This is a genomic window from Streptomyces sp. NPDC043680 (assembly GCF_056436685.1).
On record NZ_JBWKCE010000003.1, the window covers coordinates 232,623 to 258,568 of the forward strand.

Annotated in this window: 24 protein-coding genes, 2 tRNA genes and 1 pseudogene; 21 read left to right on the plus strand and 6 right to left on the minus strand. The window is 71.0% G+C overall.

From position 1 onward, the window contains the following. Positions 1-341: 341 nt before the first annotated feature. From dnaN to AC0666_RS07650, 10 genes are all read left to right on the plus strand, one after another. A complete protein-coding gene (gene dnaN, locus AC0666_RS07605) occupies positions 342-1,472 on the plus strand; it encodes a DNA polymerase III subunit beta (RefSeq protein WP_356845648.1) in 1,131 nt (376 codons plus the stop codon). 177 nt (positions 1,473-1,649) lie between these two features. Next, positions 1,650-2,525: a phosphogluconate dehydrogenase (NAD(+)-dependent, decarboxylating) gene (gene gnd / locus AC0666_RS07610; RefSeq protein WP_478707258.1), complete on the plus strand. Its 876-nt coding sequence runs from the start codon at positions 1,650-1,652 to the stop codon at positions 2,523-2,525. A 125-nt stretch (positions 2,526-2,650) separates the two neighbouring features. Beyond that, entirely contained in the window at positions 2,651-3,787 is a 1,137-nt protein-coding gene (gene recF, locus AC0666_RS07615) for a DNA replication/repair protein RecF (RefSeq protein WP_468966083.1), read from the plus strand. A 59-nt stretch (positions 3,788-3,846) separates the two neighbouring features. After that, entirely contained in the window at positions 3,847-4,335 is a 489-nt protein-coding gene (locus AC0666_RS07620) for a DciA family protein (RefSeq protein ID WP_468966523.1), read from the plus strand. Between the two features lie 297 nt (positions 4,336-4,632). Beyond that, a complete protein-coding gene (gyrB, locus tag AC0666_RS07625) occupies positions 4,633-6,690 on the plus strand; it encodes a DNA topoisomerase (ATP-hydrolyzing) subunit B (RefSeq protein WP_468583228.1) in 2,058 nt (685 codons plus the stop codon). Positions 6,691-6,731: 41 nt separating this feature from the next. Then, entirely contained in the window at positions 6,732-9,326 is a 2,595-nt protein-coding gene (gyrA, locus tag AC0666_RS07630; RefSeq protein ID WP_468966079.1) for a DNA gyrase subunit A, read from the plus strand. Between the two features lie 3 nt (positions 9,327-9,329). Continuing rightward, positions 9,330-9,995, plus strand: a complete 666-nt coding sequence (locus AC0666_RS07635) for a DUF3566 domain-containing protein (RefSeq protein WP_468966076.1) — start codon at positions 9,330-9,332, stop codon at positions 9,993-9,995. A 94-nt stretch (positions 9,996-10,089) separates the two neighbouring features. Further along, a tRNA-Ile gene (locus AC0666_RS07640) sits at positions 10,090-10,163 on the plus strand. 142 nt (positions 10,164-10,305) lie between these two features. Then, complete coding sequence (locus AC0666_RS07645) at positions 10,306-10,440, plus strand: DLW-39 family protein (protein ID WP_208809277.1); 135 nt, start codon at positions 10,306-10,308, stop codon at positions 10,438-10,440. Positions 10,441-10,561: 121 nt separating this feature from the next. Further along, positions 10,562-11,881: a hypothetical protein gene (locus AC0666_RS07650; protein ID WP_468966073.1), complete on the plus strand. Its 1,320-nt coding sequence runs from the start codon at positions 10,562-10,564 to the stop codon at positions 11,879-11,881. Positions 11,882-11,923: 42 nt separating this feature from the next. Here AC0666_RS07650 and AC0666_RS07655 read toward each other — a convergent pair whose 3' ends face one another. Continuing rightward, entirely contained in the window at positions 11,924-13,156 is a 1,233-nt protein-coding gene (locus tag AC0666_RS07655; RefSeq protein ID WP_468966070.1) for a serine/threonine-protein kinase, read from the minus strand. Between the two features lie 33 nt (positions 13,157-13,189). Further along, positions 13,190-13,738, minus strand: coding sequence for a helix-turn-helix domain-containing protein (locus tag AC0666_RS07660; protein ID WP_468966067.1), 549 nt, complete (start codon positions 13,736-13,738; stop codon positions 13,190-13,192). 162 nt (positions 13,739-13,900) lie between these two features. Here AC0666_RS07660 and AC0666_RS07665 point away from each other — a divergent pair. Continuing rightward, positions 13,901-13,973 (plus strand) — tRNA-Ala (locus tag AC0666_RS07665). Between the two features lie 59 nt (positions 13,974-14,032). Here AC0666_RS07665 and AC0666_RS07670 read toward each other — a convergent pair. Further along, on the minus strand, positions 14,033-15,382 hold the full coding sequence (locus tag AC0666_RS07670) for an MFS transporter (protein WP_478707358.1): 1,350 nt from the start codon (positions 15,380-15,382) through the stop codon (positions 14,033-14,035). Positions 15,383-15,680: 298 nt separating this feature from the next. On the opposite strand from AC0666_RS07670, the gene AC0666_RS07675 reads away from it, so the two are divergent. Next, positions 15,681-16,160, plus strand: coding sequence for a MarR family winged helix-turn-helix transcriptional regulator (locus AC0666_RS07675; protein WP_468583219.1), 480 nt, complete (start codon positions 15,681-15,683; stop codon positions 16,158-16,160). Between the two features lie 109 nt (positions 16,161-16,269). Continuing rightward, complete coding sequence (locus AC0666_RS07680; protein ID WP_468966062.1) at positions 16,270-16,719, plus strand: LysM peptidoglycan-binding domain-containing protein; 450 nt, start codon at positions 16,270-16,272, stop codon at positions 16,717-16,719. A gap of 116 nt (positions 16,720-16,835) precedes the next feature. Here AC0666_RS07680 and AC0666_RS07685 read toward each other — a convergent pair whose 3' ends face one another. Further along, complete coding sequence (locus tag AC0666_RS07685; RefSeq protein ID WP_478707259.1) at positions 16,836-17,528, minus strand: DUF5324 family protein; 693 nt, start codon at positions 17,526-17,528, stop codon at positions 16,836-16,838. Positions 17,529-17,706: 178 nt separating this feature from the next. Here AC0666_RS07685 and AC0666_RS07690 point away from each other — a divergent pair, with 178 nt between their 5' ends. Both AC0666_RS07690 and AC0666_RS07695 read left to right on the plus strand, forming a co-directional pair. Then, positions 17,707-18,234: a peptidylprolyl isomerase gene (locus AC0666_RS07690; protein WP_468583477.1), complete on the plus strand. Its 528-nt coding sequence runs from the start codon at positions 17,707-17,709 to the stop codon at positions 18,232-18,234. 95 nt (positions 18,235-18,329) lie between these two features. Beyond that, positions 18,330-19,205 (plus strand): rhomboid family intramembrane serine protease, encoded by an 876-nt coding sequence (locus AC0666_RS07695; protein ID WP_468966059.1) that lies wholly within the window; start codon positions 18,330-18,332, stop codon positions 19,203-19,205. Positions 19,206-19,331: 126 nt separating this feature from the next. Here AC0666_RS07695 and crgA read toward each other — a convergent pair whose 3' ends face one another. Then, the gene (crgA, locus tag AC0666_RS07700) at positions 19,332-19,586 is read right to left on the minus strand and encodes a cell division protein CrgA (RefSeq protein WP_361714568.1); all 255 of its coding nucleotides are present in this window, start codon (positions 19,584-19,586) and stop codon (positions 19,332-19,334) included. A 91-nt stretch (positions 19,587-19,677) separates the two neighbouring features. Here crgA and AC0666_RS07705 point away from each other — a divergent pair, with 91 nt between their 5' ends. The 6 genes and pseudogenes from AC0666_RS07705 to AC0666_RS07730 all read left to right on the plus strand — a co-directional run bounded on the left by AC0666_RS07705 (position 19,678) and on the right by AC0666_RS07730 (position 23,723). Then, positions 19,678-20,505 (plus strand): DUF881 domain-containing protein, encoded by an 828-nt coding sequence (locus AC0666_RS07705; protein ID WP_478707260.1) that lies wholly within the window; start codon positions 19,678-19,680, stop codon positions 20,503-20,505. Positions 20,506-20,512: 7 nt separating this feature from the next. Beyond that, entirely contained in the window at positions 20,513-21,235 is a 723-nt protein-coding gene (locus AC0666_RS07710) for a class E sortase (protein WP_478707359.1), read from the plus strand. Between the two features lie 91 nt (positions 21,236-21,326). Next, a complete protein-coding gene (locus tag AC0666_RS07715) occupies positions 21,327-21,503 on the plus strand; it encodes a hypothetical protein (RefSeq protein WP_356845661.1) in 177 nt (58 codons plus the stop codon). Next, entirely contained in the window at positions 21,500-22,138 is a 639-nt protein-coding gene (locus AC0666_RS07720) for an aminodeoxychorismate/anthranilate synthase component II (protein WP_356845662.1), read from the plus strand. The genes AC0666_RS07715 and AC0666_RS07720 overlap by 4 nt, the downstream gene beginning before the upstream one ends. A 170-nt stretch (positions 22,139-22,308) precedes the next feature. Next, a pseudogene (locus tag AC0666_RS07725) lies at positions 22,309-22,983 on the plus strand (class E sortase); the annotation flags it as partial. A 23-nt stretch (positions 22,984-23,006) separates the two neighbouring features. Further along, complete coding sequence (locus AC0666_RS07730) at positions 23,007-23,723, plus strand: class E sortase (RefSeq protein ID WP_478707261.1); 717 nt, start codon at positions 23,007-23,009, stop codon at positions 23,721-23,723. A gap of 102 nt (positions 23,724-23,825) precedes the next feature. Here AC0666_RS07730 and pknB read toward each other — a convergent pair whose 3' ends face one another. Continuing rightward, entirely contained in the window at positions 23,826-25,844 is a 2,019-nt protein-coding gene (gene pknB, locus AC0666_RS07735; protein WP_468966049.1) for a Stk1 family PASTA domain-containing Ser/Thr kinase, read from the minus strand. Between the last annotated feature and the right edge of the window lie 102 nt (positions 25,845-25,946).

A 25,946-nucleotide genomic window follows, 5' to 3' on the forward strand; every position in this document is an offset into this window, starting at 1 on the left:
CAGCACCCCTGGGTTGTCCACCGGTGCCGCCCACAGGGCCGGTGGATAAAAAACGGGGTCTGACCTGCGAGAACGGGGTTATCCACCGTTTCCACAGGCCCTACTACTACCCCCATGGAGAGAGAGGCCGGTTTCGGTTTTCAAGCGGGTCCTGTGCACAACTCGCCGGAAGCCCGCCCCGAAGCCCCGCTCCCGATTTGACCGCCAGCAGCACCGACTGTCGGCGCCGTACGTCAGACTGGTCCCCGGCATCGAGGCCCCGACGGCAGCGAGCCATCGAGACACCGAGGCCGACGACGACAGGCCGGCAGACGAGCGAGCGACAGCAGGAGGCGGTTCCGGTGAAGATCCGGGTGGAACGCGACGTACTCGCGGAGGCGGTGGCTTGGGCGGCCCGCAGCCTCCCGGCCCGGCCGCCGGTGCCCGTCCTCGCGGGCCTGCTGCTGAAGGCGGAGGACGGGACGCTGTCCCTCTCCGGCTTCGACTACGAGGTCTCGGCCCGCGTCTCGGTCGAGGCGGACGTCGAGGAGGACGGCACCGTCCTGGTCTCCGGCCGCCTGCTGGCCGACATCTGCCGCGCCCTCCCCAACCGCCCCGTGGAGATTTCCACAGACGGTGTACGGGCGACCGTGGTCTGCGGCTCCTCCCGGTTCACCCTCCACACCCTGCCTGTGGAGGAGTACCCGGCGCTGCCCCAGATGCCGACCGCGACCGGCACCGTGCCCGGCGAGGTCTTCGCCTCGGCCGCCGCCCAGGTCGCCATCGCCGCCGGCCGTGACGACACGCTGCCCGTGTTGACCGGCGTCCGCATCGAGATCGAGGGCGACCGCGTCACCCTGGCCTCGACCGACCGCTACCGCTTCGCGGTCCGCGAGTTCCTGTGGAAGCCGGAGAACCCGGACGCCTCGGCCGTGGCCCTGGTGCCCGCCAAGACGCTCCTGGACACTGCCAAGTCCCTGACCAGCGGTGACACCGTCACCCTGGCGCTGTCGGGGTCCGGCGCGGGCGAGGGCCTCATCGGCTTCGAGGGCGCCGGCCGCCGCACCACGACCCGTCTGCTCGAAGGCGACCTGCCGAAGTACCGCACGCTGTTCCCGACGGAGTTCAACTCCATCGCCGTGATCGAGACCGCCCCGTTCGTCGAGGCCGTCAAGCGCGTGGCCCTCGTCGCCGAGCGCAACACTCCGGTCCGCCTCAGCTTCGAGCAGGGCGTGCTGATCCTGGAGGCCGGCTCCAGCGACGATGCACAGGCTGTGGAGCGTGTCGACGCGACGCTGGAGGGCGACGACATCTCGATCGCCTTCAACCCGACCTTCCTGCTGGACGGCCTGAGCGCGATCGACTCCCCGGCCGCGCAGCTGAGCTTCACCACCTCGACCAAGCCGGCGCTGCTCAGCGGCCGCCCCGCGGTCGACGCCGAGGCGGACGAGGCGTACAAGTACCTGATCATGCCGGTCCGGCTGTCCGGCTGACACCGTCTGCACCGGGCCCGGTCTCGCAGGCTGCGGGCCGGGCCCGACGGCATCCGCCCGTCCCGTGAGCGGAGCGCCCTTGGGCCGTGCGGCACGGCCCGGCGTAGGCTCGGAGGCTGGGCGCCCCGGCAGTCGGGGGCCCGGCACAGACGGCCACAACGCTTAAGGAAGCACCTGATGGAGCTTGGTCTCGTCGGTCTCGGCAAGATGGGCGGCAACATGCGCGAGCGCATTCGCCGCGCAGGCCACACCGTCATCGGATACGACCGCAACCCGGACCTCGCCGATGTCCACAGCCTCTCGGAACTTGTGGACAGCCTGCAGGCCCCCCGCGTGGTGTGGGTGATGGTTCCGGCCGGTGCGGCGACCCAGTCCACCGTCGACGAGCTCGGGGAGCTGCTCGCACCCGGCGACATCGTCGTGGACGGCGGCAACTCGCGCTGGACGGACGACGAGAAGCACGCCGAGGAGCTGGCGGCCAAGGGCATCGGCTTCGTGGACTGCGGTGTCTCCGGCGGGGTCTGGGGCCTGGAGAACGGCTACGCGCTGATGTACGGCGGCGAGAAGGAGCACGTCGCCGCTGTCCAGCCGATCTTCGACGCGCTGAAGCCGGAGGGCGAGTTCGGCGCGGTGCACGCCGGCAAGGTCGGGGCGGGCCACTTCGCGAAGATGGTCCACAACGGCATCGAGTACGCCATGATGCAGGCCTACGCCGAGGGCTGGGAGCTGCTGGAGAAGGTGGACTCGGTCACCGACGTCCGCGAGGTGTTCCGGTCCTGGCAGGAGGGCACGGTCATCCGCTCCTGGCTGCTGGACCTCGCGGTGAACGCCCTCGACGAGGACGAGCACCTGGAGCGGCTGAAGGGCTTCGCGCAGGACTCGGGCGAGGGCCGCTGGACGGTGGAGGCGGCGATCGACAACGCCGTGCCGCTGCCGGCGATCACCGCTTCGCTCTTCGCGCGGTTCGCGTCCCGGCAGGACGACTCGCCGCAGATGAAGATGATCGCCGCGCTGCGCAACCAGTTCGGCGGTCACGCGGTGGAGAAGAAGTAGCCGCCAGCAGCACAGCAGCACGGGCAGGACCGCAGCAGAGCAGGACGGCTCTCCGGGCAGAGCAAACAGCAAGCAGCACGACAGCAGGACGAAAACAGCAGGAAGCCGGGGGAGGTCGGCGCCGTATGCACGTTACGCATCTCTCGTTGGCCGACTTCCGCTCGTACGCCCGGGCCGAGGTTCCCCTCGACCCGGGCGTCACGGCTTTCGTGGGTCCCAACGGCCAGGGCAAGACGAACCTGGTCGAGGCCATCGGCTACCTGGCGACCCTGGGCAGCCACCGGGTCTCCTCCGACGCCCCGCTGGTCCGCATGGGAGCGGAACGGGCCGTCATCCGGGCCGCCGTCACGCAGGGCGAGCGCCGGCAGCTGGTGGAGCTGGAACTCAATCCCGGCCGGGCCAACCGGGCCCGGATCAACCGGTCCTCGCAGGTCAGGCCCCGGGACGTGCTGGGCATCGTACGGACCGTGCTGTTCGCGCCGGAGGACCTGGCCCTGGTGAAGGGCGACCCGGGCGAGCGCCGGCGCTTCCTGGACGAGCTCGTCACCGCCCGTTCCCCGCGGATGGCGGGGGTCCGCTCGGACTACGAGCGGGTGCTCAAGCAGCGCAACACCCTGCTGAAGTCGGCGGCGATGGCGCGCCGGCACGGCGGGCGCTCGATGGACCTGTCCACCCTCGACGTGTGGGACCAGCACCTGGCGCGTGCGGGCGCGGAGCTGCTGGCTCAGCGTCTCGACCTGATCGCGGCGCTGCTGCCCTTGGCGGACAAGGCGTACGAGCAGCTCGCGCCCGGCGGCGGCCCGCTCGGGCTGGCGTACCGCTCCTCGGCGGGCGAGGCGGTGGACAGCGGCGCGGCGCGCACCCGCGAGGCACTGTACGAGGCGCTGCTGGCGGCGCTCGGCGGGGTGCGCAAGCAAGAGATCGAGCGGGGCGTGACCCTGGTGGGCCCGCACCGGGACGACGTCCTGCTGCGGCTGGGGGAGCTGCCGGCGAAGGGGTACGCGAGCCACGGCGAATCCTGGTCGTACGCGCTGGCCCTGCGGCTGGCCTCGTACGAGCTGCTGCGCTCGGAGGGCGGCGAGCCGGTGCTGATCCTGGACGACGTCTTCGCAGAGCTGGACGCGCGGCGCCGGGAGCGGCTGGCGGAGCTGGTGGCCCCGGGCGAGCAGGTGCTCGTGACCGCGGCTGTGGACGATGACGTTCCGGATGTGTTGGCGGGGGCGCGGTTCGGGGTCTCCGGTGGTGAGGTGACCCGGCTGTGAGCGACCAGGACCAGGGGAAGGAGCCGCGCGAGGCGTCCGCGCCGCGCAAGGCGCCCGAGATGTCCGGCGTGGACCTTGCCCGCCAGGCCCTGGCGGCGGCGCGGGAGCAGGCCCGGGCGCGCGGCAACGCCGCGGGCGGCCGGAAGGGCGCCCGGCACCCCGGGCTGCGCTCGGGCGCGCGCGCCGACGGACGCGATCCGATGCCGCTCATGGCTGCGCTGGACCGGCTGCGCACGGAACGCGGCTGGGAGATGCCGATGGCGGTGGCCGGTGTGATGGAGCGCTGGCCGGAGATCGTCGGGCCGGAGATCGCGGCGCACTGTGAACCGGAGCGCTACGAGGACCGTGAACTGGTCGTGCGGTGCGATTCCTCGGCCTGGGCGGCGCAGCTCAAGCTGCTGGCCCCGCAGCTGGTGGCGCGGCTGAACGCGGACCTGGGGCAGGGCACCGTCCGGTTGATCAAGGTGCAGGGGCCGGGCGGCCGGCCCAAGGGGTACGGACCCTGGCGTGCACCGGGGAGCACGGGCCCCGGGGATACCTACGGGTAGCCCCTTCCGGCGAGGGGTCGCGGGTGGCGTCCCTCACGGTAGCGGGAGGTTGACAGGCCGAAGCGCTCAATGCCCGTGTGAGCCTCTTTGAGCCCCTTCCCGGATATGGGGAGTCGGAGAGTGCGGGTTCAGGGCGGCACATGCGGACTCAGGTACCGGCAAACCCCCATTCATGTCCGTGGTACCGGTAGACTGAAGCGAATCCCGCCCGCTCGCGGGATCACGCTGACAAACGCTGACAACGCAGATCGACGCAGCCGCTCCTGCTTGCATGCCTGCTGGCCCGGAGTCCGGCCTGTGCTGTGCCAGAAAGGGCGCTTCGTGGCCGATTCCGGCAACCCCAACGACAACCAGTCCACAGCCGGCGAGAACGGCGAGGCCACCTCCTCGTACGACGCCAGTGCGATCCAGGTCCTGGAGGGCCTGGACGCGGTCCGCAAGCGGCCCGGCATGTACATCGGGTCGACCGGTGAGCGCGGTCTGCACCACCTCGTGTACGAGGTCGTCGACAACTCCGTCGACGAGGCCCTGGCCGGGCACGCGGACACCATCGACGTGACGATCCTCGCCGACGGCGGGGTGCGCGTGGTCGACAACGGCCGCGGTATCCCGGTCGGCATCGTGCCGTCCGAGGGGAAGCCGGCCGTCGAGGTCGTCCTGACGGTCCTGCACGCGGGCGGCAAGTTCGGCGGCGGCGGCTACGCCGTCTCCGGCGGTCTGCACGGCGTCGGTGTGTCCGTCGTGAACGCCCTGTCGACCAAGGTCGCGGTCGAGGTCAAGACGGACGGCCACCGCTGGACCCAGGACTACAAGCTGGGCGTGCCGACCGCCCCGCTGGCGCAGAACGAGGAGACCGACGAGCACGGCACGTCGGTGACGTTCTGGGCCGACGGGGACATCTTCGAGACGACCGAGTACTCCTTCGAGACGCTGTCGCGCCGCTTCCAGGAGATGGCCTTCCTCAACAAGGGCCTCACGATCTCGCTGACCGACGAGCGCGAGTCGGCGAAGGCGACCATGGGCGCGGACAGCGCGGAAGAGGTCGAGGAGCCCCCGGCGCGGACGGTCAAGTACTACTACGAGGGCGGCATCGTCGACTTCGTGAAGTACCTGAACTCGCGCAAGGGCGAGCTGATCCACCCGACCGTCATCGACGTCGAGGCCGAGGACAAGGAGCGGATGCTCTCGGTCGAGATCGCGATGCAGTGGAACTCGCAGTACACGGAGGGCGTCTACTCCTTCGCGAACACGATCCACACGCACGAGGGCGGTACGCACGAGGAGGGCTTCCGTGCGGCGCTGACCGGTCTGGTCAACCGCTACGCGCGTGACAAGAAGCTGCTGCGCGAGAAGGACGACAACCTCGCGGGCGAGGACATCCGCGAGGGTCTGACGGCGATCATCTCGGTGAAGCTGGGCGAGCCGCAGTTCGAGGGCCAGACCAAGACCAAGCTGGGCAACACGGAGGCCAAGACCTTCGTGCAGAAGGTCGTCCACGAGCACCTCAACGACTGGTTCGACCGCAACCCGGTCGAGGCGGCGGACATCGTCCGCAAGGCCATCCAGGCGGCCACGGCGCGCGTCGCGGCCCGCAAGGCCCGTGACCTGACCCGCCGCAAGGGCCTGCTGGAGAGCGCCTCGCTGCCGGGCAAGCTCTCCGACTGCCAGTCGAACGACCCGACCAAGTGCGAGATCTTCATCGTCGAGGGCGACTCCGCCGGCGGCTCGGCCAAGTCCGGCCGCAACCCCATGTACCAGGCCATCCTGCCCATCCGCGGCAAGATCCTGAACGTCGAGAAGGCCCGGATCGACAAGATCCTCCAGAACACCGAGGTCCAGGCGCTGATCAGCGCCTTCGGCACGGGTGTGCACGAGGACTTCGACATCGAGAAGCTCCGCTATCACAAGATCATCCTGATGGCGGACGCCGACGTCGACGGCCAGCACATCAACACCCTGCTGCTGACCTTCCTGTTCCGCTTCATGCGGCCGCTGGTCGAGGCCGGGCACGTGTACCTGTCCCGCCCGCCGCTGTACAAGATCAAGTGGGGCCGGGACGACTTCGAGTACGCGTACTCCGACCGCGAGCGCGACGCCCTCGTGGAGCTCGGCAAGCAGAACGGCAAGCGGATCAAGGAAGACTCGATCCAGCGCTTCAAGGGTCTGGGCGAGATGAACGCCGAGGAACTGCGCGTCACCACCATGGACGTGGACCACCGCGTGCTCGGCCAGGTCACGCTGGACGACGCGGCTCAGGCCGACGACCTGTTCTCGGTGCTGATGGGTGAGGACGTCGAGGCGCGGCGCTCCTTCATCCAGCGCAACGCCAAGGACGTTCGCTTCCTCGACATCTGAGTCGGTCTCCGCTGACCGCCTGAAAGGACTTCTGACCAGCAATGGCCGACGAAACCACTCCCACCGCCGAGAACATCGAAGAAGAAGGTCCGCAGCTGCGCATCGAGCCCGTGGGGCTTGAGACGGAGATGCAGCGCTCGTACCTCGACTACGCGATGTCCGTCATCGTCTCGCGCGCCCTGCCGGACGTGAGGGACGGCCTCAAGCCGGTCCACCGGCGCGTGCTGTACGCGATGTACGACGGCGGCTACCGGCCCGAGAAGGGCTTCTACAAGTGTGCCCGTGTCGTCGGCGACGTCATGGGCACCTACCACCCGCACGGCGACAGCTCGATCTACGACGCCCTGGTGCGCCTGGCCCAGCCGTGGTCGATGCGCATGCCGCTGGTGGACTCGAACGGCAACTTCGGCTCCCCGGGCAACGACCCGGCGGCCGCGATGCGCTACACCGAGTGCAAGCTGATGCCGCAGGCCATGGAGATGCTCCGGGACATCGACGAGGAGACCGTCGACTTCACGGACAACTACGACGGCCGCAACCAGGAGCCGACGGTCCTGCCGGCGCGCTTCCCGAACCTGCTCGTCAACGGCTCCGCCGGCATCGCGGTCGGCATGGCCACCAACATCCCGCCGCACAACCTCCGCGAGGTCGCGGCGGGCGCGCAGTGGGCGCTGGAACACCCGGAGGCCTCGCACGACGAGCTCCTGGAGGCACTCCTGGAGCGGATCAAGGGCCCCGACTTCCCTTCCGGCGCGCTGGTCGTGGGCCGCAAGGGCATCGAGGAGGCGTACCGGACCGGCCGCGGCTCCATCACGATGCGCGCGGTGGTCGAGGTCGAGGAGATCCAGAACCGCCAGTGCCTGGTGGTCACGGAGCTCCCGTACCAGACCAACCCGGACAACCTGGCCCAGAAGATCGCCGACCTGGTGAAGGACGGCAAGATCGGCGGCATCGCCGACGTCCGCGACGAGACCTCGTCCCGGACCGGCCAGCGCCTGGTGATCGTGCTCAAGCGCGACGCCGTCGCCAAGGTCGTGCTGAACAACCTCTACAAGCACACCGATCTGCAGACGAACTTCGGCGCGAACATGCTGGCGCTGGTGGACGGCGTGCCGCGCACGCTGTCGATCGACGCGTTCATCCGCCACTGGGTGCAGCACCAGATCGAGGTCATCGTCCGGCGCACGAAGTTCCGCCTGCGCAAGGCGGAGGAGCGGGCGCACATCCTGCGCGGTCTGCTCAAGGCGCTGGACGCGATCGACGAGGTCATCGCCCTGATCCGGCGCAGCAACACCGTCGAGATCGCGCGCGAGGGCCTGATGGGCCTGCTGGAGATCGACGAGATCCAGGCGAACGCGATCCTGGAGATGCAGCTGCGCCGCCTGGCGGCCCTGGAGCGGCAGAAGATCGTCGCCGAGCACGACGAGCTGCAGGCCAAGATCGACGAGTACAACCAGATCCTGGCCTCGCCGCAGAAGCAGCGATCCATCGTCAGCGAGGAGCTGGCGGCGATCGTCGAGAAGTTCGGCGACGACCGGCGCTCCAAGCTGGTGCCCTTCGACGGCGACATGTCCATGGAGGACCTGATCGCCGAAGAGGACATCGTCGTCACGATCACCCACGGCGGGTACGTCAAGCGCACCAAGACCGAGGACTACCGCTCGCAGAAGCGCGGCGGCAAGGGCGTGCGCGGCACGAAGCTGAAGCAGGACGACCTGGTCGACCACTTCTTCGTGTCCACCACCCACCACTGGCTGCTGTTCTTCACGAACAAGGGCCGCGTCTACCGGTCCAAGGCGTACGAGCTCCCGGACGCCGGGCGCGACGCGCGCGGGCAGCACGTCGCGAACCTGCTGGCCTTCCAGCCGGACGAGAAGATCGCCCAGATCCTCGCGATCCGCGACTACGAGGCCGCGCCGTACCTGATCCTGGCCACCAAGGGCGGCCTGGTGAAGAAGACGGCGCTCAAGGACTACGACTCGCCCCGTTCGGGTGGTGTCATCGCCATCAACCTCCGGGAGACGGAGGACGGCAGCGACGACGAGCTGATCGGCGCGGAGCTGGTGTCCGCCGAGGACGACCTGCTGCTGATCAGCAAGAAGGCGCAGTCGATCCGCTTCACGGCGACCGACGAGGCACTGCGGCCGATGGGCCGCGCGACCTCGGGCGTGAAGGGCATGAGCTTCCGCGAGGGCGACGAACTGCTCTCCATGAGCGTGGTCCGGCCCGGTACGTTCGTCTTCACCGCGACCGACGGCGGCTACGCCAAGCGCACGGCGGTGGACGAGTACCGCGTCCAGGGCCGCGGTGGCCTGGGCATCAAGGCCGCGAAGATCGTCGAGGACCGCGGGTCGCTCGTCGGGGCGCTCGTGGTGCACGAAACGGACGAGATTCTCGCCATCACGCTCGGCGGTGGTGTGATTCGTACGCGCGTCAATGAAGTCAGGGAGACCGGCCGTGACACCATGGGCGTCCAGCTGATCAACCTGGGCAAGCGCGATGCCGTGGTAGGCATCGCCCGTAACGCCGAGGCCGGCCCGGAAGCCGACGAGGTCGACGAGACCGAAGCAGCCGAAGGACAGGCCGCCGAGGCCGCCGAGGGCATGCAGCCCTCGGCTGGGGAGCACGAGGAGTAAGTCGTGAGTGGAGCCACGGGCGCCGGACCGGCCAAGACTGGAGACAGCGGTGCCCGTGGCCCCGCCGCGGACTCCCAGGGGAGCACTGTGACGGACGACCGCGACTCACAGCCGCAGCAGGGCGCCCCGCAGGCCGCCGCGCCGGCGCCCGCGACGGCGCCGGCCGCCGGCCAGCCGGGCCCGGGGCCCTACCACCCGCCGCAGGCCTACGCGGCCCCGGCGGGCCCGGGTGCCCCCCGGGGGTCTGCGGAGGCCGGTACGCAGCGCAAGCCGCGTACGCCGGTCCGTACGACGCCGAGGACCCGCAAGGCGCGGCTGCGGGTGGCCAAGGCCGACCCGTGGTCGGTGATGAAGGTGAGCTTCCTGCTGTCGATCGCGCTCGGCGTGTGCACGATCGTGGCGGCGGCGGTGCTGTGGATGGTCATGGACGCCATGGGCGTCTTCTCGACCGTCGGCGGCACGATCAGCGAGGCGACCGGCTCGAACGAGAGCAACGGCTTCGACCTCCAGTCGTTCCTGTCGCTGCCGCGCGTGCTGATCTTCACTTCGGTGATCGCGGTCATCGACGTGGTGCTGGCGACGGCGCTGGCGACGCTGGGCGCGTTCATCTACAACCTGTCGGCGGGCTTCGTCGGCGGTGTGGAGCTCACGCTCGCAGAGGACGAATGACCGACGGATGACCTGCGGGGACGCCCGCGGGGAACGGATTTTGGCGTGACCGTGTCTGTGCGCTAATCTTCAGGAGTCAGCGCGCAGCGCGGATGGGGCTATAGCTCAGTTGGTTAGAGCGCATCCCTGATAAGGATGAGGCCACAGGTTCAAATCCTGTTAGCCCCACAGTGTCGAAGACCCCCAGGCCACGGCCTGGGGGTCTTTGTCGTGGGCCCGGTCGGGGGTTCCAGGTCACCGAACGGTATCGGTCCGTGTGTATTGTTGGCCGTCAGAAGTACCCAACGTCAACGAAAGACGAGGTCGCGCGGTGAAGAAGCTGCTCCTGGTCGCACTGGCCGCCATCGGCGGGCTCCTCGTGTACCGCCAGATCCAGGCGGACCGCGCCGAGCAGGACCTGTGGACGGAGGCAACCGACTCCGTGCCCTCTGGTTCCGGCGTGTGAGACCCGAAGGCTGATCCATGAAGCCCCGGCTGCCGCTGCGGCCGGGGCTTTGTGCTGTTCTGTGACAAAAAGTTGCGTTATGCAAAGATTTGGCTTGCGCTAGCAAAATCGGGGTGGCGTGATGGTGCGGGTGGGGAGAGCGGTGCCGGCGGGGGCGGCGGCCCTGCTCGTGGCGGCCGGGCTGGCCGGGGTCGGGCTGGCCGGGGTGGGGCACGCCGCCACGGGCGCTCCGCAGCCGGTGCCCGCGTACCGCGGAGCCGAGGGCGCGAAGAGGATCGAGGGCAAGCCCTCCACGGCCGGGGCCCCGCTGCTGGAAGCCGGCTCGGTCTACCGGGACGACCTCGCCCCCGGAGAACGCGTCTACCGGCTCGTCCTCGACGAGAAGTCCACCGTGTACGTCTCGGCCGTCGTCCAGCCCCCCACCGGGGCCAAGGTCTCCTACAGCGACGACCTCGAAGTCGAGATCATGACCACCGACGGGCAGCCCTGTCCCGGCAACCCCGGCCGGGCCCGCTTCGGTGACGACCCCGTCCCGATCAGCGCGGTCGGCGTCCGGCAGCTGCGGGAGGACGCCGAGTGCCAGCAGGCCGGCGTCTACTACGCCAAGGTCACCCGCGAGGCGCCCAAGGACTCGGGACCGGCGGCCTGGCCGCTGGAGCTACGGGTCCAGCGCGAGCCCGGCCTCGCCGCCGGCAGCGCCGCCGGCCCCGCGCCGAGCGCGGCTCCCTCGGCCTCCCCGACCCTCCCCGGCACCGAGCCGGCTCCCCGCTCCGGCGGGACCGGCTTCAACGACGCACGGGCCCTGGGCGGCGGGGTGTGGAGCGACGACCTGCGGCCCGGCCAGACCCGCTACTACCGGGTCCCGCTCGACTGGGGGCAGCAACTCGCCGTCGGCGCGGAGCTCTCCGCGGCGGTGCTGACCAAGCAGTACGGCAGCGCCTCGGACGGGCTCACCGTCTCCCTCTACAGCCCCTACCGGGGCCTGATCGGGTCCAAGGGTGTCCCGTACGACGGGAAGCAGGCCGGGGCCGCCCTGCCGCAGACGGCGCCGGTGGCGTACGGGAACCGCTTCTCGCACGCCAAGGACGTGCAGGCCACCGGCGTGGCGGGCTGGTACTACATCGCGGTGACCATGGGACGGAAGGTCGGCGAGTTCACCCAGGACGCCAGCCCGGTGCCGCTGACCCTGCGCGTGGACGTGGGCGGTACGGCGGCCAAGGCGCCGGCGTACAAGGAGAGTCCGACCGCGGCGGGCTTCGGGGTCGGCGCCGACGACCGGACCGCGGCCAGGGCGGGGCTCACCGCCCCGGAGGCCGCCGAGGCGGCCGAGACCCGCTCCGTGATGCAGGTGGTGGCCGGCGCGGGCTTCGGCACGGGGACCGTGCTGCTGCTGGTGCTCGGCGGCTGGATGCTGCTGGCCCGGCGCCGCCCGGGGGTCTGAGGCCGGGGCTCAGGGCCGGGTCAGGGCCGGGTCAGGCCCGGCTCAGGTCCCGGTCAGGGCCCAGACGCCCACGGCGAAGCACAGCAGCGCGGCGACGAGGAAGGCGGCGGTGACCTTCGGCGGCGGCGGGGCGAGCCTGCCCGTACGGACGGGCGGTGGCGGGGGCGGCGTGACCGGGTACGGGGAGGTCGGCCCGTACGGGGAGACGCCCGGGTCCGGGGAGACGTCCGGGTACGGCGAGGTGGCCGCGTACGGCGAGGTGGCCGGACCCGGCGAGGTGGCCGGCTCGGCCGCGGCGGGCTGCGTGACGGAGACGGGGGCGGGCTGCGCGGGGGGTGCCAGGTGGAAGCTCCCGGTCGGGGAGGCGGCCGCCGGCGGGGCCGCCGCTGCCGTGTCCCGGGGGCCCTGGGGGCCGAAGGGCGGGGGGAGTGGGCCGAGTTGGTCGAAGACCTCCACGGGCTCCTCGTCCGGGGCGGGCGGCGGCAGCAGCTCCACGGCCTCGGCAAGGGCCTTGCGGGCCCCTGTGGCCGTCTTGAACCGGCTCTGCGGGTCGGGCTGGAGGAGGTTCGCGATGACGTCCCACAGGGGCGCAGGGACGCCCTCGGGGGCGCCGGGGGTGCCGTGGGCGAGGAAGCGCTCCACCAGGGCCCGGGAGTCGGGTTTGCGGCCCTGCAGCAGGTAGAGGGCGACGAGCCCCACGGCGAAGAGGTCGGCGGGGAAGTCGGGTTCGGCGCCCAGCAGTTGCTCCGGGGCGAAATAACCGGGCGTGCCCATCACGTGGTCGGTCTCGGTGAGGCGGGGCTCGCCCTTGCGCATCGCGATGCCGAAGTCGGACAGCCGCAGGTGCGGCCGCCCGCCACCGGTGGCCTCCATCAGGAGGTTGGCCGGTTTGATGTCGCGGTGGACCACACCCTCCGCGTGCACCGCCGCCAGGCCCGACAGGAGCTGGTCGAGCAGGGTGCACACGAAGCGGGGCGGCAGCGGCCCGTAGTCCCCGATCACGTGACCGAGGGAGCCCCCGGCGACGAGGTCCATGGTGAACAGGACCTTGTCGTCGTCCGCCGCCCAGCTGGCGGGGGCCAGTACGTGCGGATGGTCGATGCGCAGCGCCTGCTCGCGCACGAACCGCAGGAGCATGTGGGCGTCGCTCTGGAGCAGGACCTTGGCGGCGACGTAGCGGCGGCGGCGGTGGTCCCAGGCCCGCCAGACGGCTCCCGCACCCCCGCGGCCGATCGGGTCGATCAGCTCGTACCGACCGGCGAAGACCTCACCCATCGCTGTGCCCGTCCCCCGTCCCCCGTCACACCGTCAGTTCTGGTGGGCCTCGTAGTGGGCCACCGCGTCGGCGGTGCGGCCCGCGCCGTACACCCGGAGGAACTCTGCCAGCTCGGGATGGCTCGGGGCGAGGGAGTCCGCCGCGTCGATGATGTCGCCGGCCGCCGAGACCGAGCGCAGCAGCGACTGGATCTCGCGGACGACGCGCTTGACGGTGGGTGCGCCCGAGGTGGTGGTGGACTGGCCGCTGTTGCTGAGGACGGAGCCTCCCTGGGTCCTCTTGATCTCGTCCATCCGGTCGGTGGCCTCGGCGGCGCTGACACTGCCGTCCGCCACCTGGCCCGCCAGGTCCTGCAGGGCCTGGACCCGCTGGACCACGGCCGGGTTCCCGATCTTGGCGCGCTGGCCGCTCATCAACTGGGAGAGCATGGGCGCCGACAGTCCGAGGACGGCAGCGAGGCGGGCCTGGTTCAAGCCGAGGTCATCTATGAGCCGACGGAAGAGCGCGCCGAGCGGCTCCCCGTACCAACTGCGCTGAAGTTCTCTGGCTCTGGCCGTGGCCTCTTGCTGTACTGCGTCCACGCTGACTACTCCCCTTCGCTGGTGCGAACCTCGCGAGCATCTTACGGAGAGTGGTCGCGGGGCGGGAGTCCCTATCATTTTGCGGGATGAGGGGGTACACCCGGTACTCTGTTCTGCGGAACGGCCACTCCTTCACGGAGGGACGGCCGCGTCCACCTTTTCGGGGCTTTAGCTCAGTTGGTAGAGCGCTGCCTTTGCAAGGCAGATGTCAGGAGTTCGAATCTCCTAAGCTCCACATCGAAGCTCCCCTGACCTGCGGAAACGCGGGTCAGGGGAGCTTTTTGCGTACGCGCCTCAGCGGCTGCGGGGGCTTCGCGGCAAGGCGGCGGCGAGCACGGCGGCGGTCAGGAGCAGGCCGGCGCCGGCGGCGAAGGCCAGGTGGTAGCCGCCGGTGAGCGCCTCGGCGGTGGAGCGGCCCGCGAGGCCCAGGGAGCGGGTCCGGGACGCGGCGAGGGTGGACAGGGCGGCCACCCCGAGCGCCATGCCGATCTGCTGGGTGGTGTTGAAAAGGCCCGAGGCGAGCCCCGCGTCCTGCTCCCCGGCGCCGGACATGGCCAGCGTGGTCAGGGCCGGCAGGGCCAGGCCGAAGCCGGAGGCCAGCAGCATGACGGGGAGCAGGTCGGTGACGTACACGGCGTGCAGCGGCAGCCGGACCAGCAGGCCCAACGCCAGGACCAGCAGGGCGAGTCCGGCCAGGAGGACCGCGCGCTCCCCGAAGCGGGCGTTCAGGCGGGCCGAGACCCCGAGGGAGACGGCGCCGATCGCCACGGCGGCCGGGAGCATGGCCAGCCCGGTCGCGGCGGCTCCGTATCCCTGGACCTTCTGGAGGTAGAGGGCGACCAGGACCTGGAACGAGAACAGCGCGGCCACCATGAGCACCTGGACCAGGTTCGCGCCGACCACGGTGCGGGACCGGAAGATCCGCAGCGGTACCAGCGGGGTACGGGCCGTGGCCTGGCGCACGGTGAAGCCGGCGAGCAGGAGCAGGGAGAGAGCCCCGAGGCCGAGGGTCCGCAGGGAGGTCCAGCCGTGCTCCCCGACCCCGACCACGGTGGAGATGCCCAGCATCAACCCGGCGGTGACCAGGAGGGCGCCCCAGACGTCGGCGCCCGCGCTCGGACCCGGTCCCCGGTCGGCCGGGAGGGCGGCCAGGGCCAGCAGCAGCGCGGCGAGCCCGATGGGCAGGTTGATGAAGAAGATCCAGTGCCAGTCGAGGGCGTCGGTGAGGACGCCGCCGAGCACCTGGCCGAGGGAGGCGCCGGCCGCGCCGGTGAAGGAGAACACGGCGATCGCCCTGGCGCGTTCCCGCGCCCCGGTGAACAGGGTGACCAGGATGCCGAGGCTCACCGCCGAGGACATGGCACTGCCCAGGCCCTGGAGGAAGCGGGCGGTGATCAGCAGCGCCGGAGAGGCGGCGAACCCCGCGAGCACCGAGGCGGCGGTGAAGACGGCGATGCCGGCGAGGAACATCCGCTTGCGGCCGATCAGGTCGCCCAGCCTGCCCGCGAGGAGCAGCAGGCTGCCGAAGGCGACCAGGTAGGCGTTGACGACCCAGCTGAGGCCCGCGGGGGAGAAGCCGAGGTCGCCCTGGATGGCGGGCATCGCGACGGTGACGATGCTGCCGTCGAGGACCGTCATCAGCATGCCGGTGGAGATCACGGCGAGGGCGGTCCAGCGGGAGCGCGGACGCCGGACGGCCGCGCCGCGCTGCCCGGACGGGGCCCGGTCGGTGGAGCCGGTGGAGCCGGTGGAGCCGGTGGGGTCGGTGGGGTCGGTGGGGGGTGTGGGCGGCGAGGGGGGTGCGGGGCGGGTGGCGGCAGGCATCGGTCTCTCCGGTCGGTGAGGACGGGCAGGACGTGGTCCGTGCGGGGCGACTGATGCGACCGTAGCAGATAGTTTTGTTGCAGACGATTTATTTCGGATCGAGTTGTACGCTGGGGCCATGACTGCGATGGCACCGACCCGGACCGAGCCCGACCTCTCCTTCCTCCTGGACCGCACCAGCCACGTGCTGCGCACCCGGATGGCGGCCGCGCTCGCCGAGATCGGGCTGACCGCCCGCATGCACTGCGTCCTCGTACACGCGTTGGAGGAGGAACGCACCCAGATCCAGCTCGCCGAGATCGGCGACATGGACAAGACGACGATGGTCGTCACGGTCGACGCCCTGGAGAAGGCGGGACTGGCCGAGCGCCGGCCGTCCTCCAAGGACCGGCGGGCCCGCGTCATCGCCGTCACCGAGGAAGGTGCGGCCGTGGCCGCCCGGAGCCGGCGCATCGTCGACCGGGTCCACGCGGAGGCCCTCGCCTCCCTGGCCGCCGCTGACCGCGAAGCCCTGCTGAGCGCCCTTAAGCAGCTCGCGGAGGGGGAGTTGGCCCAGCCCGCGGAGAGCCCGCGTCCGGCCCGCAGGGCCCGTCAGTGAGCCGCCCGTCGCCCGGACGGGTCCGTCGCGGGGCCGGGCGGCGTCGGCTGGCCGAGAGTGGGTAGAGGCACCGAGCCGGGGGGCGACACCACGCCGGAGGCGTTCAGACATGGGTCTCTTCAACTTCCTGAAGTCAGACAAGAAGAAGCACGCGGCCGCCGAGAAGGCGGCAGGGCGCGCTTCCGCCGACTACGCGGCGAAGTACGCCGACGCCGTCTCGGCCACCAAGGCGGCCGCCGAGCGGATGGCCGCCATGGCCCCGCCCAAGGCCGCGTCCGCGCCGCCGAAGCCCCCGGAGGCCGGCCACCCGCCGCACCGCACCCCCACCCCGGCGTCCGCGGCGCACAAGGCCGTTCCCTCGGCGCCCACGTACGAGCCGCCGATCAGCGCCGTGAAGCGTACGTACACCGTCCAGTCCGGTGACACGCTGTCCTCGATCGCCCGCCGGGAACTGGGCAACGAGGCCCGCTGGCGCGAGCTCTACGCCATGAACCGGAGCGTGGTCGGCGCCAACCCGGAGCTCATCCAGCCGGGCCAGGTCCTCACCCTCCCCCACTGACGCCGAACGCACCCACCGACGGCGGTCCATACGGCGAGCGATACGGCGAGGGGCCCGGATCCACCGGATCCGGGCCCCTCGCCGTATCGGCCGGTCGCCGTATCGGCCGGTGCGCGTCAGGGCTGCTGGTCCTCCGGGGCGGAGTCCGAGGCCTCGCGCTCCTTCGCCGCCAGCTCGTCGTCGAAGCTGGCCGCGGCGCTCTCCCGCGACACCTCCGTGGCCGTCGGCGGCTCGACCAGCCAGTCCGGGTTCGACTGCTGGTCCCACCACTTCCAGGCCGCGAACGCGCCGCCGGCCAGGAGGCCGATCACCGCGACGCCCTTGAAGAACCGGCCCGTGCGGGCCCGCCGCTCGTGGCGGCGCACCAGCTTCTGCACTTCCTTCGCCGTCACCTGGCCGCGCAGGGCCGCCAGCGCCGCGGCCGACCGCGACGCGGCCTCCTCCGCCATCGGCTGGGCCGCCGCGAGCGCGCTCTCGATCCGCGGTCCGGTGTAGTCCGCCGCCTGGCGTGCCACGCGCCGGGTCTGCTTGGCCGCGATGGTCGCCGCACGGTCGACGTTCGGCGGCACGTGCAGACGGGCGGCCCTCACGCGGGGGTGCAGATGCGCGTCGTACGCCATGCGGGCCTGACGCGAGGCCTGGCCGGCGGCATGGGAGACCTTCGGTGCGAGCCGTACATTCGCCTCGTGTGCGTAATGCACCATCGCGTCCTTGGCGTTACCTGCGTACGGCGCCACCACTTCCGCTGCGTGCCGGGCACTGTCCCTGGCGCTCTCGGCGGCCAGGCGCACGCTGTCCTTGCGGGTCACGGGATCCTCCTCCTCGGTGGCGGACACAGTTCACCTTTCCACCCTTTGTCGGATCATGCCTGTCACCGGGCCGCGCGGCATGCGCGACAGGGCATACGGGTGGAGGATTTCAGCCGTGTACAGCCCTGCGTGGGAGGATTCGGAACCGACAGTGATGACTATGGAAGGCAGATCCGACGTGGCCGAGAAGCTCTACGCCACCCTGAAGACGAACCACGGCGACATCGAGATCGAGCTGCTGCCGAACCACGCGCCGAAGACCGTCCGCAATTTCGTGGAGCTCGCCACCGGGGCCCGCGAGTGGACCCGCCCCACCGACGGTCAGAAGACCACGGACCCGCTGTACGACGGGACCGTCTTCCACCGCGTCATCAGCGGCTTCATGATCCAGGGCGGCGACCCGCTGGGGAACGGCACCGGCGGCCCCGGCTACCAGTTCGCCGACGAGTTCCACCCCGACCTCGCCTTCACCAAGCCCTATCTGCTGGCCATGGCCAACGCCGGCCCGGGCACCAACGGCTGCCAGTTCTTCATCACCGTCGCCCCCACCGCGTGGCTGACGCGCAAGCACACCATCTTCGGCGAGGTCACCGACAAGGCCAGCCAGAAGGTCGTGGACACCATCGCGGGCCTGCCGACCAACCCGCGCACCGAGCGGCCCCTGGACGACGTGATCATCCAGTCCGTCGTCGTCGAGCGGCGCTGATCCGGCCCGGGAACCTTCCGCCCCGTCCGTCCGTCCTCGGTACGTACCGGACCGGCGGGGCGCACCCCCGGCCCCGCCGCTGATCGAGGGGACCGATGGACACCGACCGTCTGCCGGGCTGCTACCGCCACCCGGACCGCGACACGGGCATCCGCTGCACCCGCTGCGAGCGCCCCATCTGCCCCGAGTGCATGATCAGCGCCTCGGTCGGCTTCCAGTGCCCGGAGTGCGTCCGCGGCGGCTCGGGCACCGGCCACGCCCCGGCGGCGAACGCCCCGCGCACGGTCGCGGGCGGCGTCGTCTCCGGCGATCCGCACCTCGTCACCAAGATCCTGATCGGGATCAATGCGGCGGTGTTCCTGGCGGGCCTGCTCGCGCCCCCGCTCGTGGTGCAGCTGGAGCTGCTCGGGCGGTACGCCGCGTACTTCGGCGCCCCGGTCCAGGGGGTGGCCACCGGCGAGTACCACCGGCTCCTGACCTCGGTGTTCCTGCATGCCGAGTGGTGGCACATCGCGGGCAACCTGCTGGCGGTGTGGGTCATCGGCGGGCCCCTGGAGGCCGCTCTGGGCCGGGTCCGTTATCTCGCCGTGTACCTGCTGTCCGGCCTGGGGGGAAGCGCCCTCGTCTACCTGCTGACCCCGCCCAACGTGCCGACCCTCGGGGCGTCCGGCGCCGTCTTCGGCCTGCTGGGCGCCACGGTTGTGTTGATGCGCCGCCTGCGCTACGACATGCGGCCGGTGATGACCATGGTCGTGCTCATGCTGGTGCTGACCTTCGTGCCCTTCGGCGGGAGCCTGTCGGTGTCCTGGCAGGCGCACGTCGGTGGTCTGGTGACCGGCGTGCTGGTCGGCCTGGGCATGGTGACGCCCCCGGCGGGCCGCGCCCGCGCGGTGGTCCAGTGGGGGGCCTGCGCGGCCGCATTCCTGCTGGCAGCGGGGCTGATCCTGCTGCGTACGGCCGAACTCACCTGATCACACCGGCGTCAACCCTCCACAGGGTTATCCACAGATCTTCTGTCTTTTCCTCAGGTGTGGATGACGCTGTGGATAACTCATGGGGAGAGCTTGCGGGGCGGTGGCCGCCCCGCTACGCAGCCCCTACTTCCACTGCGTGGAAACGCCGAATCCCGCCGCGATGAATCCGAAGCCGACCACGATGTTCCAGTTGCCCAGGGACTCCACGGGCAGCTGCGTGTCGGTCACGTAGAAGACGACGATCCACGCGAGACCGATCAGGAACAACGCCAGCATGACCGGGGCGACCCAGCTGCGGTTCGTCAGCCTGATGGCCTGCGCCTGCTTCGCCGGCGGCGGCGTGTAGTCGTCCTTCTTGCGGATACGTGACTTCGGCACGAGGGGCTCTCCTGTCGATGCGCTGGGGACCTTGCCTGCCCCGGGCGTCCGTTAGCGTAGTGGACCTGTGGCGTTGAAGGAGAAGGGTACGTTGAGCAATTCCGACGACTCCTCCGCGGGTCCCCGTCCCCGGGCCGGTGCCGTCCGGCTGCTGACGGCCGCCGTTTTCGCCCTGGCCGGCCTGATCTTCGTCACCAGTTTCAACACGTCCAAGGGTACGAACATCCGCACGGACGCCTCGCTGCTCAAGCTGTCCGACCTGATCCACGAGCGCAGCCAGAACAACGCGCAGCTGGAACAGAGCACCGCGGCCGTGCGCAGTCGCGTCGACGCCCTCGCCGAGCGCGACGACGGCAGCACCAAGGCCGAGGACGCCAAGCTGGCCGCCCTGCGCACCGCGTCCGGCACGGACGAGCTGTCCGGCAAGGGCCTCACCGTCACCCTGAACGACGCCCCGCCGAACGCCACCGCCCGCATCCCCAACGTGCCCGAACCGCAGCCCAACGACCTGGTGATCCACCAGCAGGACCTCCAGGCCGTCGTGAACGCCCTGTGGCAGGGCGGCGCCCAGGGCATCCAGGTCATGGACCAGCGGCTGATCTCGACCAGCGCGGTGCGCTGCGTGGGCAACACCCTGATCCTCCAGGGCCGGGTGTACTCGCCCCCGTACAAGGTGACGGCGGTCGGCGACCCGGGCGCGCTGCGCAAGGCCCTCGGCGCCTCGCCCGCGCTGCAGAACTACCAGCTGTACGTCGCGGCGTACGGCCTCGGCTGGAAAGTGGACGAGCACAAGGAGCTGAAACTCCCCGGCTACTCCGGCACAGTGGACCTCCACTATGCGAAGCCGGTGGACGGATCCCCGACGGCCCCGAGCTCAAGCTCAAGTGCGAGCTCCGGCTCGGCTCCCACCGCGCGCTGACGCCGTCCTGCGCCTGGTGCTGCGGACGTTCAGCGAGCTGTGCCTGACCGCGGGCACGCTGATCGTCCTGTTCGTGGCGTACGTGCTGCTGTGGACGGGGGTCAAGGCCGACCGGGCCATGGACGGCGAAGTGGCCCGCCTGCGCGACCGCTGGACGGCCGGGGCGGCCGCCGCGGCCCCCGCGCCCGAGCCGCGGCCCACACGGCCTCCTGGGGCCTCCCCCGCCCCCTCAGCGGCCCCCGGGGCGGACCCCGGACCCCCGCCCGGCCAGGCCTTCGCCGAGATGTACATCCCGCGCTTCGGCCCGGACTGGAACAAGCCGGTCCTGGAGGGCACCGACGCGGAGCTGCTGAAGAAGGGCCTGGGCCACTACGCGGGCACGGCCCGGCTCGGCGGCCCCGGCAACTTCGCGGTGGCGGGCCACCGGCGGACGTACGGGGACCCCTTCAAGGACATCCCGCGGCTGCGCCCCGGGGACGCCGTGATCCTCAAGGACGCGACGCACTGGTACACGTACACCGTCCGGGCCGAGCCGCTGCGGACCCTGCCCACCGAGGTCGGCGTGATCGACCCGGTCCCCGCCCGGTCGCCGTTCACGGCTCCCGGCCGCTACCTGACGCTGACGACCTGCGATCCGGAATGGGGCCACAGCCACCGCCTGATCGTCTGGGCGGAGCTGACCGGGACCCGCGCCGCCGGGCAGGGCAGGCCGGAGGGATTGCCGAGCTGACCCTCCGTGCCGGGCCGCTGGCTTTAGTCTGTTCGCGTACCGCCCTTGCGGTGCATGGGACGAACGTGGGACGAAAAGGAAACAGGGCGGCATGTACGGCTGGATCTGGCGGCATCTGCCGGGCAACGCGTGGGTACGCGGGCTGATCTGTCTCGTACTGGTCCTCGCGGTGGTCTTCGTACTGTTCCAGTACGTCTTCCCGTGGGCCGAACCGCTGCTTCCCTTCAATGACGTGACGGTGGACGAGGGATCGGGAGCCACTCCGTGAGCGCGCGCATTCTGGTGGTCGACAACTACGACAGCTTTGTCTTCAACCTGGTCCAGTACCTGTACCAGCTCGGCGCCGAGTGCGAGGTACTGCGCAACGACGAGGTCGAGCTCGCACACGCGCAGGACGGTTTCGACGGCGTCCTGCTGTCGCCGGGCCCGGGAACCCCGGAAGAGGCGGGCGTCTGCATCGACATGGTCCGCCACTGCGCCGACACCGGCGTCCCGGTCTTCGGGGTGTGCCTGGGCATGCAGTCGATGGCGGTGGCCTACGGAGGGGTCGTGGACCGGGCGCCGGAGCTGCTGCACGGCAAGACCTCGCCGGTGGTCCACGAGGGCCTCGGCGTCTTCGAGGGGCTGCCGTCGCCCTTCACCGCGACCCGCTACCACTCGCTCGCGGCCGAACCGCAGACGCTGCCGGACGTCCTGCAGGTCACGGCGCGGACCGAGGACGGGATCATCATGGGTTTGCGGCACCGGGAGCACGACGTGGAGGGTGTGCAGTTCCACCCCGAGTCCGTGCTGACCGAGTGGGGGCACCGGATGCTCGCGAACTGGCTGGTGCGCTGCGGCGACGCGGGAGCGGTCGAGCGGTCGGTGGGGCTGGCCCCGGTGGTGGGCAAGGCCGTCGCGTGACGGCGCTCGCGCCGTCCGTGCCCACGGAGGGCCGGGCCGCGCGGCGCAGGGCAGCTCAGGAGGCCGCGAAGCGCACGCGGAGACGAGGCGGCGGGCGGGCCGGAGGCCGGCCCGGGGGCCGGGCGGGCGGGCGGCGGCGCAGGCGGCCCGCGTCGGGCGGCCCGCTGATCGTGGCGAGCCGACTGGCCGGGGAGCTGTTCATCACGCTGGGCGTGGTGATGCTGCTCTTCGTCGCCTACCAGCTCTGGTACACGAACGTGCTGGCGCAGCGCACGGCGGACGGGGCGGCGGGCTCACTGCGCCAGACCTGGGAGAGTGACCAGGGCGGGGCCGCCACGCCGCCCGTCTCGGCCTTCGAGCCGGGGCAGGGGTTCGCGATCCTGTACATCCCCAAGCTGGACGTGAAGGTGCCGGTGGCCGAGGGGATCAGCAAGCCCAAGGTGCTCGACAAGGGAATGGTCGGGCACTACGGGGACGGGGCGCTGAAGACGGCGATGCCTGCCGACCGGCAGGGCAACTTCGCCCTGGCGGGCCACCGCAACACCCACGGCGAACCGTTCCGCTACATCAACCGGCTGGTGCCCGGCGACCCGATCGTGGTCGAGACGCGGGACGCGTACTACACGTACGAGATGACCTCGGTGCTGCCGCAGACGTCCCCCACGAACGTGTCGGTGATCAAGCCGGTGCCGGAGGGCTCGGGCTTCACCTCCCCGGGCCGGTACATCACGCTGACGACCTGCACGCCGGAGTTCACGAGCACGTACCGGATGATCGTATGGGGCAGGATGATCGACGAACGCCCCCGCAGCCAGGGCGTTCCGCCCGCGCTCGCCAGCCCGTAAGCCGCCGTAAGGACGAACCAGCAGTGTCACGTGCCGCGCCGCCGCCCCGCAACAGCCGTGTGCTCGCCGGGTTCCTGAGCCTGCTGGGCGAAGTCCTGATCACGGCCGGTCTGGTGCTGGCCCTGTTCGTCGCGTACTCGCTGTGGTGGACGAACGTGCTTGCGGACCGGCAGGCGTCGGCGCGGGGCGACGAGGTCCGCCGCCAGTGGCTGACGGCTCCGGCACCGGGGGCGCCGGCCGGGCCCGGTGCGCTGGACACCCAGGGCGGCATCGGCTTCCTGCACGTACCGGCGATGAAGAACGGCGAGGTGCTCGTGAAGCGGGGCACGACGCCGGAGGTCCTGAACGACGGCGTGGCCGGGTACTACACGGAGCCCGTGAAGTCGGCCCTGCCCTGGGACCGGCAGGGGAACTTCTCGCTGGCCGCGCACCGCGACGGCCACGGGGCGAAGTTCCACGACATCGACAAGGTGAAGAACGGCGACGCCGTCGTCTTCGAGACGCGGGACACCTGGTACGTGTACAAGGTCTTCGCGGAGCTGCGCCAGACGTCGAAGTACGACGTGGACGTGCTGGCCCCGGTCCCGAAGGAGTCGGGGCGGACCACACCCGGCCGCTACATCACGCTGACGACCTGCACCCCGGTCTACACGTCCAAGTTCCGCTACGTCGTGTGGGGCGAGTTGGTGCGCACCCAGCAGGTGGACGCGCAGCGGACGCCGCCGGCGGAGCTGCGCTGACGGTCGTCCCTGCGGGGCAGACGGCGGGGCCCGGCTCCTCTCGGTGAGAGGAGCCGGGCCCCGTCCATGCTTCGCGGCTGCGGCTGCGGCTGCGGCAGGCGGCTAGCGGCGGCCGCCGGTGAGACCGCCGAAGATGCCGCCTTGCTGGCCGCCCTGCTGGTTGGCGATCGTCTGGACGTTGACGACCGTGCCCGTCGGAACGGGCGTGTTCGCGGGCGGGTCGCTGGCGATGATGATCGCGTTGTCGTCCGTCGGGCCCAGCACCCGGCCGAAGGTCAGGCCCCTGGCGGCGAGTTCGGCCTTGGCCTGGGCGACCGTATGGGTGGCCAGCTGCGGGACCTGGGTCTGCTGCGAGGCCTTGGCGATGGAGACGTTGACCGTGGTGCCCGGGGCGACCTGCTCCCCCGGCTGGTACTGCTGCTGGACGATCGTCTTCGGCGGGGCGCCGGGGGAGTCGACCTCCGTGGTGCTGCCCAGCTTGAGCTTGGCGTCGTTGAGGAGCTTGACCGCCTCCTCCTTGGTCTTCCCGAGGAGGCTGGGGACCTCGGCCTTGGTCTGCTCCTTGGCGACGGTCAGGGTGACCAGGGAGCCCTTCTGGGCCTGCTGGCCGCTCTTGGGGTTCTGGTCGAGGACGATGCCGGCCGGGCGGTCGGACTCCTGGTTCTTCCGCTCGACCTGGAAGCCCTTGTCCTTGAGGGCCTTCTCCGCCTCGTCGAACTGCAGGTTGAGCACGTTGATCATGGGCACGCTGGGGGCGCCCGAGGAGATCGTGAGCGTGATCGTGGAGCCCTTGTCGACCTTGGTGTCCGGCGCCGGGTCCTGCTTGCAGACGTTGCCCTTGGGCTGGTCCTCGCAGGGCTCGTCCGGTCCCTTCGCGACCTTGAGCTCGACATTGTCGGCGCTCTTCTGCGCCTGCTCGAAGGTCTGGCCGATGAGCCTCGGCACGTTGGGCCGGTTGTCGGCGCCGCCACTGAAGAGGGAGCGGCCGATGAGGATCGCGCCGACCAGCACGAGGATGCCGGCCGTGACGAGCAGGATGGTGGAGGCCCGGCTCTTCTTCTGGCGGCGGCCGTGGCCCTGGTCGTAGCCGCCGTGCCCCTGGTCCCCGTACCCGTATCCGCCGTCGCCCGGGGGCATCGGCGGGAGCATGGAGGTCTGGCCGCCGGAATCGGCGGCGCGCAGGGCGGTGGTGGGCTGGTCGTAGCCGGGGTGGCCGTAGCCGTGGCCCTGGTCGGGGTAGCCGTAGCCGGCGGCGCCCATGGCGGCGGTCGCGGCAACGGGCTGGCCCTCAAGGCAGGCCTCGATGTCGGCGCGCATCTCGTCGGCCGACTGGTAGCGGTAGTCCGGGTCCTTGACCAGGGCCTTCAGCACGATCGCGTCCATCTCGGGCGTGATCTCGGGGTCGAAGTTCGACGGCGGCTGGGGCTCTTCCCGCACGTGCTGGTACGCCACGGCGACCGGGGAGTCGCCGATGAACGGCGGCCGGACGCAGAGCAGCTCGTACAGCAGGCAGCCCGCGGAGTAGAGGTCGGAGCGCGCGTCGACCTGCTCGCCCTTGGCCTGCTCCGGGGAGAGGTACTGGGCGGTGCCGATGACGGCCGCGGTCTGGGTCATGGTCATGCCGGAGTCGCCCATGGCGCGGGCGATGCCGAAGTCCATGACCTTGACCTGGCCCGTGCGCGTGAGCATGACGTTGGCGGGCTTGATGTCACGGTGCACGATGCCGGCGCGGTGCGAGTACTCAAGGGCCTGGAGGATGCCGATGGTCATTTCCAGGGTGCGCTCGGGCAGCAGCTTGCGGCCCGAGTGCAGCAGCTCGCGCAGGGTCGAGCCGTCGACGTACTCCATCACGATGTACGGGATGGAGATGTTGTCGACGTAGTCCTCGCCGGTGTCGTAGACCGCGACGATCGCCGGGTGGTTGAGCGAGGCGGCCGACTGGGCCTCGCGTCGGAACCGGGCCTGGAAGGACGGGTCGCGGGCGAGGTCGGCGCGCAGGGTCTTGACGGCGACGGTACGGCCGAGCCGGGTGTCGTGGGCGAGGTAGACCTCGGCCATGCCACCGCGGCCGAGCACGTGGCTCAGCTCGTACCGGCCGCCGAGGCGACGCGGCTCTTCCATAACGTTGCAGCCCTCTCCGTCAGTCCCGACCGCACCCGTGTGTGGTCCGGCGGTGTGCTGTTCGCGCAAAGGCTACCGGCCGATCGTCGGTGATCGGTTCGT

Excerpts from the sequence above, each read along its gene's own strand:
- recF (WP_468966083.1), top strand. The coding sequence starts at position 2,651 with ATGCACGTTACGCATCTCTCGTTGGCCGACTTCCGCTCGTACGCCCGG.
- gnd (WP_478707258.1), top strand. The coding sequence starts at position 1,650 with ATGGAGCTTGGTCTCGTCGGTCTCGGCAAGATGGGCGGCAACATGCGC.
- AC0666_RS07655 (WP_468966070.1), bottom strand. The coding sequence starts at position 13,156 with ATGGGTGAGGTCTTCGCCGGTCGGTACGAGCTGATCGACCCGATCGGC.
- AC0666_RS07715 (WP_356845661.1), top strand. The coding sequence starts at position 21,327 with ATGTACGGCTGGATCTGGCGGCATCTGCCGGGCAACGCGTGGGTACGC.
- AC0666_RS07680 (WP_468966062.1), top strand. The coding sequence starts at position 16,270 with ATGGGTCTCTTCAACTTCCTGAAGTCAGACAAGAAGAAGCACGCGGCC.
- AC0666_RS07620 (WP_468966523.1), top strand. The coding sequence starts at position 3,847 with ATGTCCGGCGTGGACCTTGCCCGCCAGGCCCTGGCGGCGGCGCGGGAG.
- AC0666_RS07670 (WP_478707358.1), bottom strand. The coding sequence starts at position 15,382 with ATGCTGATGACGGTCCTCGACGGCAGCATCGTCACCGTCGCGATGCCC.
- pknB (WP_468966049.1), bottom strand. The coding sequence starts at position 25,844 with ATGGAAGAGCCGCGTCGCCTCGGCGGCCGGTACGAGCTGAGCCACGTG.
- AC0666_RS07675 (WP_468583219.1), top strand. The coding sequence starts at position 15,681 with ATGACTGCGATGGCACCGACCCGGACCGAGCCCGACCTCTCCTTCCTC.
- AC0666_RS07650 (WP_468966073.1), top strand. The coding sequence starts at position 10,562 with ATGGTGCGGGTGGGGAGAGCGGTGCCGGCGGGGGCGGCGGCCCTGCTC.
- AC0666_RS07695 (WP_468966059.1), top strand. The coding sequence starts at position 18,330 with ATGGACACCGACCGTCTGCCGGGCTGCTACCGCCACCCGGACCGCGAC.
- gyrA (WP_468966079.1), top strand. The coding sequence starts at position 6,732 with ATGGCCGACGAAACCACTCCCACCGCCGAGAACATCGAAGAAGAAGGT.